Source organism: Enterobacter cloacae complex sp. 6730903 (genome assembly GCF_048283985.1).
Lineage (GTDB): Bacteria > Pseudomonadota > Gammaproteobacteria > Enterobacterales > Enterobacteriaceae > Enterobacter > Enterobacter hormaechei_C.
In genome coordinates, this window is record NZ_JBLVXX010000045.1 from 30,871 (window position 1) to 44,743 (window position 13,873).

12 protein-coding genes and 1 rRNA gene are annotated in these 13,873 nt (G+C 52.4%); 11 read left to right on the forward strand and 2 right to left on the reverse strand.

All coding sequences use genetic code 11. The features are described 5' to 3' along the window. Positions 1–32 precede the first annotated feature (32 nt). The 8 genes from ACNQ0W_RS20065 to ACNQ0W_RS20100 all read left to right on the forward strand — a co-directional run bounded on the left by ACNQ0W_RS20065 (position 33) and on the right by ACNQ0W_RS20100 (position 7,670). Complete coding sequence (locus ACNQ0W_RS20065; RefSeq protein WP_003860385.1) at positions 33–275, forward strand: YhdT family protein; 243 nt, start codon at positions 33–35, stop codon at positions 273–275. Further along, positions 265–1,716, forward strand: coding sequence for a sodium/pantothenate symporter (gene panF, locus ACNQ0W_RS20070; protein WP_116329944.1), 1,452 nt, complete (start codon positions 265–267; stop codon positions 1,714–1,716). Before ACNQ0W_RS20065 ends, panF begins: the two co-directional genes overlap by 11 nt. Before the next feature lie 11 nt (positions 1,717–1,727). Beyond that, positions 1,728–2,609, forward strand: coding sequence for a 50S ribosomal protein L11 methyltransferase (prmA, locus tag ACNQ0W_RS20075; RefSeq protein WP_017382703.1), 882 nt, complete (start codon positions 1,728–1,730; stop codon positions 2,607–2,609). A 137-nt stretch (positions 2,610–2,746) separates the two neighbouring features. Next, on the forward strand, positions 2,747–3,487 hold the full coding sequence (locus ACNQ0W_RS20080; protein ID WP_045327378.1) for a carbonic anhydrase: 741 nt from the start codon (positions 2,747–2,749) through the stop codon (positions 3,485–3,487). A gap of 329 nt (positions 3,488–3,816) precedes the next feature. After that, positions 3,817–4,782 (forward strand): tRNA dihydrouridine synthase DusB, encoded by a 966-nt coding sequence (gene dusB, locus ACNQ0W_RS20085; RefSeq protein WP_006812176.1) that lies wholly within the window; start codon positions 3,817–3,819, stop codon positions 4,780–4,782. A gap of 23 nt (positions 4,783–4,805) precedes the next feature. Beyond that, positions 4,806–5,102: a DNA-binding transcriptional regulator Fis gene (gene fis, locus ACNQ0W_RS20090; protein WP_000462905.1), complete on the forward strand. Its 297-nt coding sequence runs from the start codon at positions 4,806–4,808 to the stop codon at positions 5,100–5,102. A gap of 178 nt (positions 5,103–5,280) precedes the next feature. Then, positions 5,281–5,445, forward strand: a complete 165-nt coding sequence (locus tag ACNQ0W_RS20095; RefSeq protein ID WP_003860373.1) for a DUF2556 family protein — start codon at positions 5,281–5,283, stop codon at positions 5,443–5,445. 140 nt (positions 5,446–5,585) lie between these two features. Then, positions 5,586–7,670: a putative bifunctional diguanylate cyclase/phosphodiesterase gene (locus tag ACNQ0W_RS20100; RefSeq protein WP_062933440.1), complete on the forward strand. Its 2,085-nt coding sequence runs from the start codon at positions 5,586–5,588 to the stop codon at positions 7,668–7,670. On the opposite strand, the gene envR is transcribed toward ACNQ0W_RS20100, so the two are convergent. After that, positions 7,665–8,312: an acrEF/envCD operon transcriptional regulator gene (gene envR / locus ACNQ0W_RS20105; protein ID WP_417933250.1), complete on the reverse strand. Its 648-nt coding sequence runs from the start codon at positions 8,310–8,312 to the stop codon at positions 7,665–7,667. The genes ACNQ0W_RS20100 and envR overlap by 6 nt on opposite strands. Positions 8,313–8,710: 398 nt before the next feature. On the opposite strand from envR, the gene ACNQ0W_RS20110 reads away from it, so the two are divergent. The 3 genes from ACNQ0W_RS20110 to ACNQ0W_RS20120 all read left to right on the forward strand — a co-directional run bounded on the left by ACNQ0W_RS20110 (position 8,711) and on the right by ACNQ0W_RS20120 (position 13,445). Beyond that, the gene (locus ACNQ0W_RS20110; RefSeq protein ID WP_062933442.1) at positions 8,711–9,850 is read left to right on the forward strand and encodes an efflux RND transporter periplasmic adaptor subunit; all 1,140 of its coding nucleotides are present in this window, start codon (positions 8,711–8,713) and stop codon (positions 9,848–9,850) included. Positions 9,851–9,861: 11 nt separating this feature from the next. Beyond that, positions 9,862–12,975, forward strand: a complete 3,114-nt coding sequence (locus ACNQ0W_RS20115; RefSeq protein ID WP_116329945.1) for an efflux RND transporter permease subunit — start codon at positions 9,862–9,864, stop codon at positions 12,973–12,975. A 248-nt stretch (positions 12,976–13,223) separates the two neighbouring features. Further along, entirely contained in the window at positions 13,224–13,445 is a 222-nt protein-coding gene (locus ACNQ0W_RS20120; RefSeq protein ID WP_003860364.1) for a lipoprotein, read from the forward strand. 340 nt (positions 13,446–13,785) lie between these two features. Here the strand turns inward: ACNQ0W_RS20120 and rrf are convergent. Further along, positions 13,786–13,873, reverse strand: a 5S ribosomal RNA gene (gene rrf / locus ACNQ0W_RS20125); the annotation flags it as partial.

The window sequence follows — 13,873 nt, forward strand, 5'->3', positions numbered from 1 at the left end:
TCCCCGCTTTCTTCATCCACAAGGGACAAAAAATGGACAAACGTTTTGTTCAGGCCCATAAAGAAGCGCGCTGGGCGCTGTGGCTGACCCTTCTCTATCTCGCCGCGTGGTTAGTAACTGCTTACTTACCTGATTCGGCGATTGGCATTACCGGCCTCCCGCACTGGTTTGAAATGGCCTGCCTGCTGCTGCCGCTGGTGTTTATCCTGCTGTGCTGGGCGATGGTGAAATTCATCTATCGCGATATTTCACTGGAGGACGATGATGCAGCTTGAAGTCATTCTGCCCCTTATCGCTTACCTGTTCCTGGTGTTTGGCCTGTCGGTTTATGCGATGCGTAAACGTTCGACCGGCACCTTTCTGAACGAGTATTTCCTCGGGAGCCGCTCTATGGGTGGCGTCGTGCTGGCCATGACGCTGACCGCCACGTACATCAGCGCCAGCTCGTTTATCGGTGGCCCCGGCGCCGCTTATAAGTACGGGCTGGGCTGGGTACTGCTGGCCATGATCCAGCTGCCTGCCATCTGGCTCTCTCTGGGCATACTGGGTAAAAAGTTTGCCATTCTGGCCCGTCGCTACAATGCCGTAACGCTGAACGATATGCTGTTTGCCCGCTATCAGAGTCGCTTGCTGGTATGGCTGGCAAGCCTGAGTCTGCTGGTGGCGTTTATTGCCGCAATGACGGTGCAGTTTATCGGCGGGGCGCGACTGCTGGAGACGGCAGCCGGTATCCCCTATGAGACAGGTCTGGTCATTTTCGGTGTGAGTATCGCGCTGTATACCGCGTTTGGCGGGTTCCGCGCCAGCGTACTCAACGACACGATGCAGGGGATGGTGATGCTCATTGGCACCCTCGTTCTTCTGGTAGGTATCGTGCATGCCGCAGGAGGCCTGAGCCATGCGGTTGAAACCCTAGAAGCGATCGATCCGAAACTGGTCTCGCCGCAGGGGGCGGATGACATCCTCTCGCCAACCTTTATGACCTCGTTCTGGGTGCTGGTGTGCTTTGGCGTGATTGGCCTGCCGCATACCGCCGTGCGCTGCATCTCATATAAAGACAGCAAAGCGGTGCACCGCGGGATCATTATCGGGACAATTGTGGTGGCGATCCTGATGTTCGGTATGCACCTGGCGGGCGCGCTGGGACGCGCAGTGATCCCTGACCTTACCGTACCGGATCTGGTCATTCCGACCCTGATGGTGAAAGTGCTTCCGCCGTTTGCCGCCGGGATTTTCCTCGCCGCACCCATGGCGGCCATTATGTCGACCATCAACGCTCAGTTGCTGCAAAGTTCCGCTACGATCATTAAAGATCTCTATCTGAATTTACGCCCTGAACAGGTCGAAAATGAGCGACGCCTCAAGCGTATGTCGGCGGTGATTACCCTGGTGCTGGGGGCGTTGCTGCTGCTGGCCGCATGGCGTCCACCGGAGATGATCATCTGGCTGAACCTGCTCGCCTTTGGCGGGCTTGAGGCCGTTTTCCTGTGGCCGCTGGTGCTGGGGCTGTATTGGGAACGCGCGAATGCCGCGGGTGCATTAAGCGGTATGATTGTCGGGGGCGTCCTGTATGCCGTTCTCGCCACGTTTAAAATACAGTATCTGGGCTTCCATCCGATCGTGCCTTCGTTACTGTTAAGTTTACTGGCGTTTGTGGTGGGAAACCGTTTTGGTCGACCGGTGCCACAAACTGCCCTGATTTCTACTGATAAATAAAGAGTTTTGCCATGCCGTGGATCCAATTAAAACTGAACACAACCGGCGCGAACGCCGAAGAACTGAGTGATGCGCTGATGGAGGCCGGTTCGGTCTCTATCACCTTCCAGGACACGCATGACACGCCTGTCTTTGAGCCGCTGCCAGGCGAAACGCGCCTGTGGGGTGATACGGACGTTATCGGCCTGTTCGATGCAGAAACCGACATGAAAGAGGTCGTGGCGATTCTGGAAAACCATCCGCTGCTGGGCGCGGGTTTCGCGCATAAAATTGAACAGCTGGAAGACAAAGACTGGGAACGCGAGTGGATGGACAACTTCCATCCGATGCAGTTTGGTCAGCGTCTGTGGATCTGCCCAAGCTGGCGTGAAGTGCCCGATGAAAACGCCGTCAACGTGATGCTGGATCCGGGTCTGGCGTTCGGCACCGGTACTCACCCGACAACCTCCCTGTGCCTGCAATGGCTGGATGGCCTGGATCTGGAAGGCAAAACCGTGATCGACTTCGGTTGCGGTTCCGGGATCCTTGCTATCGCAGCACTGAAACTGGGCGCGGCAAAAGCCATCGGGATCGATATCGATCCGCAGGCGATTCAGGCCAGCCGTGATAACGCCGAGCGTAATGGCGTTTCCGATCGCCTTGAACTGTATCTGCCGGACGCCCAGCCAGAGGCGATGAAAGCCGATGTGGTGGTCGCGAATATCCTGGCTGGCCCGTTACGCGAGCTGGCGCCGTTAATCAGCGTCCTGCCGGTTGAAGGCGGTCTGCTGGGCCTGTCCGGTATCCTTGCCAGCCAGGCAGACAGCGTCTGTGAAGCCTACGCCGATCTCTTTGCGCTCGACCCGGTGGTCGAGAAAGAAGAGTGGTGTCGCATCACCGGCCGTAAAAAATAAGCGTTTGGCGTGGTCGTCTGACCACGCCTTTTCCCTTCGGTTTTTTCTCCCGCCTTCTTCCTTTCTTCGATAAAATAACCACACAAATAATAATGTTAATTATTGATTTGGATAATAAAATTCACAGGAAGAATATGATGAAACACATTTCAGGCAAGGCAGCGCTGCTGGCGCTGAGCATGATTTCGGCTACGGCTTACGCATCACACTGGAGCTATCAGGGTGAAGGCGCACCGGAACACTGGGGCGAACTGGACGAGGCGTACAAGACGTGTAAAAGCGGAATGTATCAGTCGCCGGTCAACATAGACAACACGGTCAAAGCCCACATCTCTCCGCTGGAAACGCACTATATCGACGGCCCGGTCATTCTGACAAACAACGGCCATACTATCCAGGCGAGTGAAAATGCCGATACACGCGACAGCATCACGCTTGATAAACAGCGCTGGACGTTACAGCAGTTCCATTTCCATGCACCATCCGAAAACACGGTGCACGGTAAAAAATACGCAATGGAAATGCATCTGGTCCATAAAAACGCTGACGGCGAACTGACGGTCGTTGCCGTTATGTTCGATCAGGGCGCGGCAAACACTGAGCTGGATAAACTCTGGGGCGTGATGCCAGGACAGGTTGACCAGAACGTCACGATTAAGCCAACCCTCGATGTGAATAAATTACTGCCCGCGGATAAAACCTACTGGCGTTTTAGCGGCTCTCTGACCACGCCACCGTGTTCAGAAGGGGTAACGTGGCTGGTGCTCAAGCATCCGCTGACCGTCTCTGCTGAACAGCTGCAAAAATTCACTCACACCATGCACCACGAAAACAGCCGCCCGGTTCAGCCGCTTCATGGCCGTCTGGTTGTTGAATAAGTCGATTTTGTACGTTGATATCCTGTGCTGAAATGCGACGCAGATCGCAAAGAAGCGCCATAATCTGCTGCTTATAGCAGCAGATTATCCCGGACAATTGATCCATTTATTCAGAAATGATGAGAAGTTACGGGAAATTGTAAGCGCCCACAAAATGTTCATTTATTCATAACACAATGATTTAAATAGCGAATAATCTTATCCGAAAAGAATGACTGGCGATTCCTTGATCTACAACAGAGGATTGTTCAAAGTTTGGCCTTTCATCTCGTGCAAAAAATGCGTAATATACGCCGCCTTGCAGTCACAGTATGGTCATTTCTTAACTCATGCGCATCGGACACCACCAGCTCAGAAATCGCCTGATCGCAGCCCCAATGGCAGGTATTACCGACCGGCCGTTCAGGACGCTGTGCTACGAGATGGGAGCAGGATTAACCGTTTCCGAGATGATGTCGTCTAACCCGCAGGTTTGGGAAAGCGACAAATCCCGCCTTCGGATGGTGCACGTGGATGAACCAGGTATCCGCACCGTGCAAATTGCCGGAAGCGTGCCTGAAGAGATGGCAGATGCCGCGCGTATTAACGTGGAAAGTGGCGCCCAGATTATTGATATCAATATGGGTTGCCCGGCCAAAAAGGTGAATCGCAAGCTTGCAGGTTCAGCCCTTCTGCAATACCCCGACCAGGTGAAGTCAATCCTGACGGCGGTTGTCAGCGCAGTGGACGTTCCTGTTACGTTGAAGATTCGCACGGGTTGGTCGCCGGAACACCGTAACTGCGTAGAGATTGCCCAACTGGCCGAAGACTGTGGCATTCAGGCCCTGACCATTCATGGACGCACTCGCGCCTGTTTGTTCAACGGTGAAGCTGAATACGACAGCATTCGGGCAGTTAAGCAGAAAGTTTCCATTCCGATTATCGCGAATGGCGACATTACTGACCCGCTTAAAGCCAGAGCTGTGCTCGACTATACGGGAGCTGATGCTCTGATGATAGGACGTGCCGCTCAGGGAAGACCCTGGATCTTTCGGGAAATCCAGCATTATCTGGACACTGGGGAGCTGCTTGCCCCACTGCCTCTGGCAGAGGTCAAGCGCTTGCTTTGTTCGCATGTTCGGGAATTGCATGACCACTACGGCCAGGCAAAAGGGTACCGAATTGCGCGTAAACACGTCTCCTGGTATCTCCAGGAGCACGCTCCAAATGACCAGTTTCGGCGCACATTCAACGCCATTGAGGATGCCAGCGAACAGCTGGAGGCGTTGGAGGCATACTTCGAAAATCTTGCGTAATGAAATAAAGAGCTGACAGAACTATGTTCGAACAACGCGTAAATTCTGACGTACTGACCGTTTCTACCGTTAACTCTCAGGATCAGGTGACTCAAAAGCCCCTGCGTGACTCGGTTAAACAGGCACTGAAGAACTATTTTGCTCAACTGAACGGTCAGGATGTTAATGACCTGTATGAGCTGGTACTGGCTGAAGTTGAACAGCCACTGTTGGACATGGTGATGCAATACACCCGTGGTAATCAAACCCGCGCTGCCCTGATGATGGGCATCAACCGTGGTACCCTGCGTAAGAAACTGAAAAAATACGGCATGAACTAATTTCGATTAGCTAACTGCTTGTTTAAAAAGGCGCTCTTCGGCATGGGGAAGCGCCTTTTTTATCGTCCGGGCGGGCAACCGTCAACGCTTTGTAAACCTTCCCTTTCCCCACTTTTCAACGCCCGCTTTTCGTGTATATTTCCACCGACTTACAGGCTCTCTTTTCGCGGAATGACACATGATTCGTAAATACTGGTGGCTGGTCGTTTTTGCTGTCTCTGTTTTCATTTTCGATGCGCTGCTGATGCAGTGGATTGAACTGATGAGCACCGAAACCGATAAATGTCGCAATATGAATTCCGTGAACCCGCTTAAACTGGTCAACTGCTCAGAGCTGGACTAACCGCTTCCATCCTGTAAAACCCCTGTTAACACCTAATAAAAACAGGGATTTAAATCACTTTTCGTCATTTCCTGACGATGATAATGTCTGTGCCCTTTCCAACCGCTCTTGCTTAACGTCTCACAACGAGTGAACAGACCATGCTGGTTAGCCAATACAACCAAATCCTCGTAGTCATCTCCTTTATTGTTGCCATTCTTGCCGCCTATACCGCACTGAATATGGCTGCGCGCGTTGCCGGAAGCCAGGGCGTCGCTGCACGCGTCTGGCTGACAGGTGGCGGTGTTTCGATGGGGATTGGCGTGTGGGCGATGCATTTCATCGGTATGCTGGCGATGGATCTTTCCATGAGCATGAGTTACAACGCGGCCCTGACCGTGCTTTCGATGGTCATCGCCATCAGCTCGTCAATGTTCGCCCTGTGGCTCGTTAGCGGCGAGCAGCTACGTTTGCGTCGGTTACTGCCTGGCGCCGTCGTGATGGGAACGGGCATTGTTGCCATGCACTACACCGGTATGGCTGCCCTGGAGGTCACACCGGGTATTGTCTGGGATAAAACGTGGGTGGCTATCTCTGTGGTCATAGCCCTTGCCGCTTCACTGGCCGCTCTTTGGCTGACGTTCCGTTTACGTCAGGAAGCTGCACGAATGGCGTTGATGCGGCTGGGGGCGGCGATCACCATGGGCATCGCTATCGCTGGCATGCATTACGCTGGCATGGAAGCAGCACAATTTCCGATGTCGACGATGGTCCACCATCATGGCATTAACGGGAGCTGGCTGGCGATACTGGTTAGCGTGGTCGCGCTCGCTATTCTGGGGATTACGCTGCTGGTGTCGATGTTCGATGCCCGCCTTCAGGCTCGTACCTCGCTGCTGGCCTCATCACTGGCAGAAGCGAACCGTGAACTCGCACAGCTGGCGTTGCATGATACGCTGACGCGATTACCCAATCGTATTCTGCTTGAGGATCGCCTCGATCAGGCCATCAGCAAGGCCGATCGCGAAGGAAGCCCTTTCGCGCTGATGTTTATGGATCTCGACGGCTTTAAAACCGTCAACGATGCCTATGGTCATGATGTCGGTGACAAGCTTCTGGTAGCGGTGACTCAGCGTTTGCTGTTGCAGTTGAAAGGTCAGTACACGCTGGCGCGTATCGGTGGGGATGAATTCGTCCTGCTGGCCGAAACCGCCACTCCGGATGATGCTGCCTCACTGGCAAATTCACTGGTGCGCGTCATTGATAGCCCGTTCCATCTCGATCCTTACGAACTGATGGTCACCCTGAGCATTGGCATTGCGCTCTATCCACACGATGGCAAAACCGATCGTGAACTGATGTTTAACGCTGATGCTGCGATGTACCACACAAAACATATGGGTCGTAACGGCTATCACTTCTTCCAGCCGTCAATGAATACGCTGGCGCAGACGCATCTACAGCTGATGAATGATCTGTGGCAGGCCATCGACCGTAATGAGTTACGCCTGCTTTATCAACCTAAATTCCACGCCCCTGCCGGGCCGGTTCTCGGGTTCGAAGCGCTGTTACGCTGGCAGCATCCCAAACAGGGGTTACTCCCCCCCGACCTGTTTCTACCGCTGGCAGAAAAAACGGGGCTGATTATTCCCATTGGAAACTGGGTAATCGACGAGGCCTGCCGCCAGCTGCGTGAATGGCACCTTCAGGGCCACACGGACTGGTCAATGGCGGTGAATCTTTCTACGTTGCAGTTCGAACAGCCGTCGCTGGTTAAAACGGTTCTCGATTGTCTGACGCGCCATAGCGTGCCGCCCGGCATGTTGATCCTTGAGGTGACTGAAACCACGGCAATGAACAATCCGGACGAAAGCGTACGCGTCCTGACCGCGCTGACGGATGCGGGAGTAAAAGCCTCAATAGACGATTTTGGTACAGGTTACTCAAGCCTTCTCTATCTTAAGCGGCTTCCCGCCTGCGAGTTGAAAATCGATCGTGCTTTTGTGAAAGAGTTAAGTGGAGAGAGCGAAGATGCGACAATTGTCTCGGCGATTGTCGCCCTGGCAAAAACGCTGAATCTGAAGGTCGTGGCGGAAGGGGTCGAAACCGCAGCGCAGCAGACCTTCCTGACAGAACTGGGATGCAATACGCTACAGGGTTATCTGCTGGGCAAACCAATTACCGCGCAAGCTATTATGGAACAGTGCCAGCACGGGGAGATGTCGCCACCCCGGGCGCAGTCATAAGGCTGTATCGTAAACCACTGGCGCCACTCGGGTGATATTTAGTGTCGCCAGAATATTATCCACCAGCGCCGGTGCTTGTTTGTACAGATTAAAACGGGTGTTATCCATTAACCAGTTTTTAATGATTCCGCTAAAAAAGGCATGGAAAACAATCAGCGCCAGTTCAATATTAGTTTGTGAAGAGATAATGTTATGAGCAATGCATCGTTTTAGCGTCTTGCGAAGATAATCATCGTTTAAACCGATCCGCTTGCGTATTTCACATTCTGAAATCACATCGTCATGAAATTCACACTTATGATACAAAATTTGTAAAAGCGCATACTGTCGGGGTTCGCTCGCAATATATTGCAACGCGACAATAAATTGTTCACGAAGCATTAACAAAGGGTCGTCATTTTCGGAAAGCATTAGCCTGCCACGAATGATTTCACGCAGCGGCAATTGCTGTTCCCATATTGCGTTAAATATTTCCGCTTTACTCGAGAAATGCCAGTAAACCGCCCCGCGAGTGAGTTGAGCAGCATCGGCAATGTCGGTAAGCGTGGTGCTGGCCACGCCACGCGTCGCGAATAGCCTGATAGCGGCTTCAATCAGCTGCTGGCGGGTCTTTTGAGCCTCTTCTTTCTTTTTGCGCGCCATAACCTGCTACTCGTTACTTACAAGATTGATACGTTATCAAAGGATATTGCCGTGGTCGTGTCAGACAAAGTATTAACCAAAATCCGTATTAGTTTTGCACAAAAAAAGTCAATTCATTTAATTTATAAATCCTGTGAATAAATCGAATGCATTAAATACATAAAAGATATGAATGGCATTCACCCAAAAGCATTTCGTTGATTATCCTGACAGAAATAGCGTGTCGAATGCACTGGGTCAGATTCCGATTTTTACTTTTTAAAAGCTCCATCAGCACGTATAAATTAAAAAACATTAAATACCCTCATTATTATACGCAGCTACATTTCTTTTTTTGCCTCACACCCTTTCACCGATTCATGACAAATATCGGTTCAGGGGTAGTTTAAGGAACAGTAATGACGAATCACTTCAGATGCTTACCCTTATACGGTTTCATTGTCTGTGCCGCTCTGCTCACCGGGTGCGATGGGCAAGAAAACCCACAGCAGCATGCGCAAGCTCCTCAGGTCAGTGTTCATATTGTTAAAAGCGCGCCACTGGCCGTAACGACAGAATTGCCTGGCAGAACTGACGCGTATCGTGTTGCGGAGGTTCGTCCCCAGGTAAGTGGTATCATTCTGCACCGTAATTTTACCGAAGGCAGCGACGTCAAAGCGGGTGACTCCCTTTATCAGATCGATCCGGCCACCTATCAGGCAGCCTACGACAATGCGAAAGGTGAACTGGTAAAAGCACAGGCGGCGGCCAATATCGCTCATCTGACGGTGAAACGTTACGTTCCGCTGGTCGGTACGCAATATGTGAGCAAGCAGGAGTACGATCAGGCGGTGGCAACCGCCCAGCAGGCGGATGCGAGCGTCGTTGCCGCGAAGGCTGGCGTTGAAAGCGCGCGGATCAACCTGGCTTATACGAAAGTTACATCCCCAATCAACGGGCGTATTGGTAAATCCAGCGTCACCGAAGGGGCGTTAGTCACTAATGGTCAGTCAACTGCACTGGCGACGGTTCAGCAACTCGATCCCATTTATGTCGATGTGACGCAATCCAGCAGCGATTTTATGCGCCTGAAGCAGCAGACGAGCCTGCAAAAAGGAGACACCAGCAGCGTCGAGTTGCTGATGGAAAATGGTCAGCCTTATCCGCTGAAAGGAACGCTCCAGTTCTCTGATGTCACGGTAGATGAAAGTACCGGCTCAATCACCCTTCGCGCCCTCTTCCCTAATCCACAGCATATGCTGTTACCAGGTATGTTTGTCCGTGCGCGCATTGATGAAGGCACGCAACCTGACGCCATTCTTGTTCCCCAGCAGGGGGTAACCCGCACACCACGCGGGGATGCCACCGTGCTTGTGGTAAACGATAAAAACCAGGTGGAATCACGCACTGTCGTTGCACCGCAGGCGATTGGCGATCGCTGGCTGATCACGGAAGGCCTGAAAAACGGCGACCGCGTCATTATCAGCGGCCTGCAAAAAGTTCGCCCTGGCGTTACCGTCGTGGCTATTCCTGATACCGCCGCGACTCCAGCCAGTTAAGGAATAACGACATGGCTAATTTCTTTATTCAACGGCCTGTTTTCGCCTGGGTACTCGCCATCATTCTGATGATTGCGGGCGGGCTGGCCATTTTAAAACTGCCGGTCGCACAATATCCGACCATTGCGCCGCCGGCGGTGGCAGTGACAGCAACCTACCCTGGCGCTGATGCCCAGACGGTACAGGACACCGTAACTCAGGTTATCGAACAGAACATGAACGGTATTGATAATCTGATGTACATGTCGTCCACCAGTGATTCCGCCGGTAACGTCACCATTACGCTGACATTCCAGTCTGGCACGGATCCTGATATCGCGCAGGTGCAGGTTCAGAACAAACTCCAGCTCGCCATGCCGCTGCTGCCGCAAGAAGTGCAGCAGCAGGGTATCGGCGTGGAGAAATCCAGCAGCAGCTTCCTGCTGGTTGCTGGCTTTGTGTCGGACAATAAAAACCTCACGCAGGATGATATCTCCGACTATGTTGCTTCTAACGTAAAAGATGCGATCAGCCGTACTTCCGGCGTCGGTGACGTGCAGCTGTTCGGTGCCCAGTATGCAATGCGCATCTGGCTGGACAGCAACGCGATGAACAAATATCAGCTCACGCCGCTGGATGTTATTAACCAGCTGAAAACGCAAAACGACCAGATTGCTGCGGGCCAGTTGGGAGGAACGCCGTCCGTACCTGGGCAGCAACTGAACGCCTCAATTATTGCTCAAACGCGCCTGAAATCGCCGGAGGAGTTTGGTCGTGTGACGCTGAAGGTGAACCAGGACGGCTCAATGGTCCACCTGAAAGATGTGGCCCGCATTGAGCTGGGTGGCGAAAACTACAACATGGTCACCAAAATCAATGGCCAGGCAGCAACGGGGCTGGGGATCAAGCTGGCGACTGGCGCAAACGCGCTGGATACCGCTGCCGCCATCAAGAGTAAACTGGCGCAGTTGCAGCCCTTCTTCCCTCAGGGTCTGAAAGTCGTATATCCGTACGACACCACACCATTCGTGAAGATCTCCATCCATGAAGTGGTGAAGACGCTGTTTGAAGCGATTGTTCTCGTGTTTCTGGTGATGTACCTGTTCCTGCAAAACCTGCGGGCAACGCTTATTCCCACTATCGCCGTGCCCGTGGTGTTACTGGGCACCTTTGCGGTACTGGCTGCGTTCGGGTTCTCCATTAACACCCTGACGATGTTCGGGATGGTATTGGCGATAGGTCTTCTCGTCGATGACGCCATCGTGGTGGTCGAGAACGTAGAACGCGTCATGGTTGAGGACAAGCTGCCGCCAAAAGAGGCGACGCAGAAGTCGATGGAGCAAATCCAGGGCGCTCTGGTGGGCATTGCCATGGTGCTTTCGGCGGTATTTATTCCGATGGCATTCTTTGGTGGTTCAACCGGGGCTATCTATCGCCAGTTCTCGCTGACCATTGTCTCCGCGATGGCCTTGTCGGTACTGGTGGCGTTGATATTAACGCCTGCTCTTTGTGCCACGCTGCTCAAACCGGTTTCCAGCGAACATCATGAAAAGAAAGGTGGTTTCTTCGGCTGGTTTAACGCGCTCTTTGATAAGAGTGTGGAGCACTACAGCAACAGCGTAAGCGGCATTTTACGTAAGACCGGCCGCTATCTGCTGGTTTACGTCATCATCGTCGGCGGCATGGCAGTACTGTTCCTGCGCCTGCCTTCCTCCTTCCTGCCGGAAGAGGATCAGGGGGTGTTTATGACGATGGTTCAGTTGCCGGCAGGGGCGACGCAGATGCGTACCCAGCAGGTACTCGATCAGGTTCAGGATTATTACCTGTCGAAAGAGAAAGCGAACGTTGAATCGGTCTTTACCGTAAACGGGTTTAGCTTTAGCGGACAGGGGCAGAACTCCGGTATCGCTTTCGTCAGCCTGAAGCCATGGGAAGAGCGTCCGGGCAAGGAAAACGGCGTTGAGGCGATTGTCAGCCGCGCGACGAAAGCGTTCAGCCAGATCAAAGATGGTCTTGTATTTCCGTTTAACCTGCCTGCCATTATTGAACTGGGTACCGCAACAGGCTTTGACTTTGAATTGATTGACCAGGCAAACCTGGGACATACGCAGTTAACGCAGGCGCGTAACCAGCTGCTGGGCATGGTGAGAGAACATCCTGACTTACTGGTCCGCGTGCGTCCTAACGGACTGGAAGACACGCCACAGTTCAAGCTGGATGTCGATCAGGAGAAGGCACAGGCGCTGGGTGTGAGCGTGTCTGACGTCAATCAGACGATTTCAACAGCGCTGGGTGGCACCTACGTGAACGACTTTATCGATCACGGACGGGTGAAAAAAGTTTATGTCCAGGCTGATGCTCGCTTCCGTATGCTACCCGGAGACATTAACGGCCTGTATGTGCGTAGCGCTAACGGCGAAATGGTGCCTTTCTCTGCCTTTAGCAGCTCTCACTGGGTGTACGGTTCACCGCGTCTGGAACGTTACAATGGGATGCCATCAATGGAGATCCTCGGTGAGTCTGCACCAGGCAAAAGTACCGGTGAGGCAATGGCGCTGATGGAAAGCCTTGCGTCAAAACTGCCTTCCGGCATCGGCTACGACTGGACGGGGATGTCTTACCAGGAACGACTTTCCGGGAATCAGGCTCCGGCGCTGTACGCCATTTCACTGATTGTGGTGTTCCTGTGTCTGGCGGCTCTCTATGAAAGCTGGTCTATTCCCTTCTCGGTCATGCTGGTTGTGCCTCTGGGTGTGATCGGCGCGCTTCTGGCTGCATCAATGCGAGGGCTAAACAATGACGTTTACTTCCAGGTTGGTCTGCTTACGACAATTGGTTTATCAGCCAAGAACGCCATACTGATCGTTGAGTTCGCCAAAGATCTCATGGATAAAGAAGGCAAAGGGATTATCGAAGCCACGCTTGAAGCCTCGCGTATGCGTCTGCGTCCTATCCTGATGACTTCCCTGGCATTCATCCTTGGTGTTATGCCTCTGGTCATCAGCAGCGGTGCAGGTAGTGGGGCACAAAATGCGGTCGGGACGGGCGTGATGGGCGGGATGCTGTCAGCCACCCTCTTGGCCATTTTCTTTGTTCCTGTTTTCTTTGTGGTTGTCCGGAGACGATTTACAAAGCACAAGGATTAATGAAAATCATAAAGGCACCTCTGGTGCCTTTTTTATTTCCTGAAAACAAGGTAATAAAACGCCGCCTCTTCACATTTCCTCCATTAATAATCAGTGCCCGCGCTTTTTTCTTCATAATTTTTACAATCCACACAAATTGAGATTATTCCCCGTGCTGCATGGTATTAGTGCGGTGGTAAAATAATCATCGATTCGTTAATTGCCGCATCGGCTCTTTAGCGAATAGGTGATCATATTGAGGTAACATCATGAAAAGATTCCTTTCCGTTGCACTTCTCGCTGCGCTGCTTGCTGGTTGCGCGCACGACTCTCCATGTGTACCGGTATACGACGATCAGGGGCGACTGGTTCACACCAATACCTGTATGAAGGGCACTACCCAGGATAACTGGGAAACAGCAGGTGCGATTGCTGGTGGCGCCGCGGCAATCGCTGGCCTGACACTCGGTATTGTCGCCCTGACTAAATAAGGCTTCTAAAAGCGCGGTGATGGCCGCGCTTTTATTTTTACCTGATATAAGAAACGTATATTCCCCATCACGAATAGCATCAGATATTAATTAAATTCAATACGCTACCTTACTCCTCGCTATATCCCTTACCTGTACAGTATTTGGCATAACATTTAATTCATTTAACGCTACTGCGAGCCAGCAGGATGCATTTCACCACTTCAGTTTCAGTAGGGTAAAGCGCTACGTCCGTAAGGTATTAACGGCACCAGTGAAAACATCGAATGAGGGAATTGGTTTAGCTGGAGAGATAACGCAAAAAGGCCATCCTTTCGGATGGCCTTTCTACTTGTTTGATGTCTGGCAGTTCCCTACTCTCACATGGGGAGACCCCACACTACCATCGGCGCTACGGCGTTTCACTTCTGAGTTCGGCATGGGGTCAG

Coding starts and splice junctions, on each gene's coding strand:
- ACNQ0W_RS20065 (WP_003860385.1), top strand. CDS start 33: ATGGACAAACGTTTTGTTCAGGCCCATAAAGAAGCGCGCTGGGCGCTG.
- panF (WP_116329944.1), top strand. CDS start 265: ATGCAGCTTGAAGTCATTCTGCCCCTTATCGCTTACCTGTTCCTGGTG.
- prmA (WP_017382703.1), top strand. CDS start 1,728: ATGCCGTGGATCCAATTAAAACTGAACACAACCGGCGCGAACGCCGAA.
- ACNQ0W_RS20080 (WP_045327378.1), top strand. CDS start 2,747: ATGAAACACATTTCAGGCAAGGCAGCGCTGCTGGCGCTGAGCATGATT.
- dusB (WP_006812176.1), top strand. CDS start 3,817: ATGCGCATCGGACACCACCAGCTCAGAAATCGCCTGATCGCAGCCCCA.
- fis (WP_000462905.1), top strand. CDS start 4,806: ATGTTCGAACAACGCGTAAATTCTGACGTACTGACCGTTTCTACCGTT.
- ACNQ0W_RS20095 (WP_003860373.1), top strand. CDS start 5,281: ATGATTCGTAAATACTGGTGGCTGGTCGTTTTTGCTGTCTCTGTTTTC.
- ACNQ0W_RS20100 (WP_062933440.1), top strand. CDS start 5,586: ATGCTGGTTAGCCAATACAACCAAATCCTCGTAGTCATCTCCTTTATT.
- envR (WP_417933250.1), bottom strand. CDS start 8,312: ATGGCGCGCAAAAAGAAAGAAGAGGCTCAAAAGACCCGCCAGCAGCTG.
- ACNQ0W_RS20110 (WP_062933442.1), top strand. CDS start 8,711: ATGACGAATCACTTCAGATGCTTACCCTTATACGGTTTCATTGTCTGT.
- ACNQ0W_RS20115 (WP_116329945.1), top strand. CDS start 9,862: ATGGCTAATTTCTTTATTCAACGGCCTGTTTTCGCCTGGGTACTCGCC.
- ACNQ0W_RS20120 (WP_003860364.1), top strand. CDS start 13,224: ATGAAAAGATTCCTTTCCGTTGCACTTCTCGCTGCGCTGCTTGCTGGT.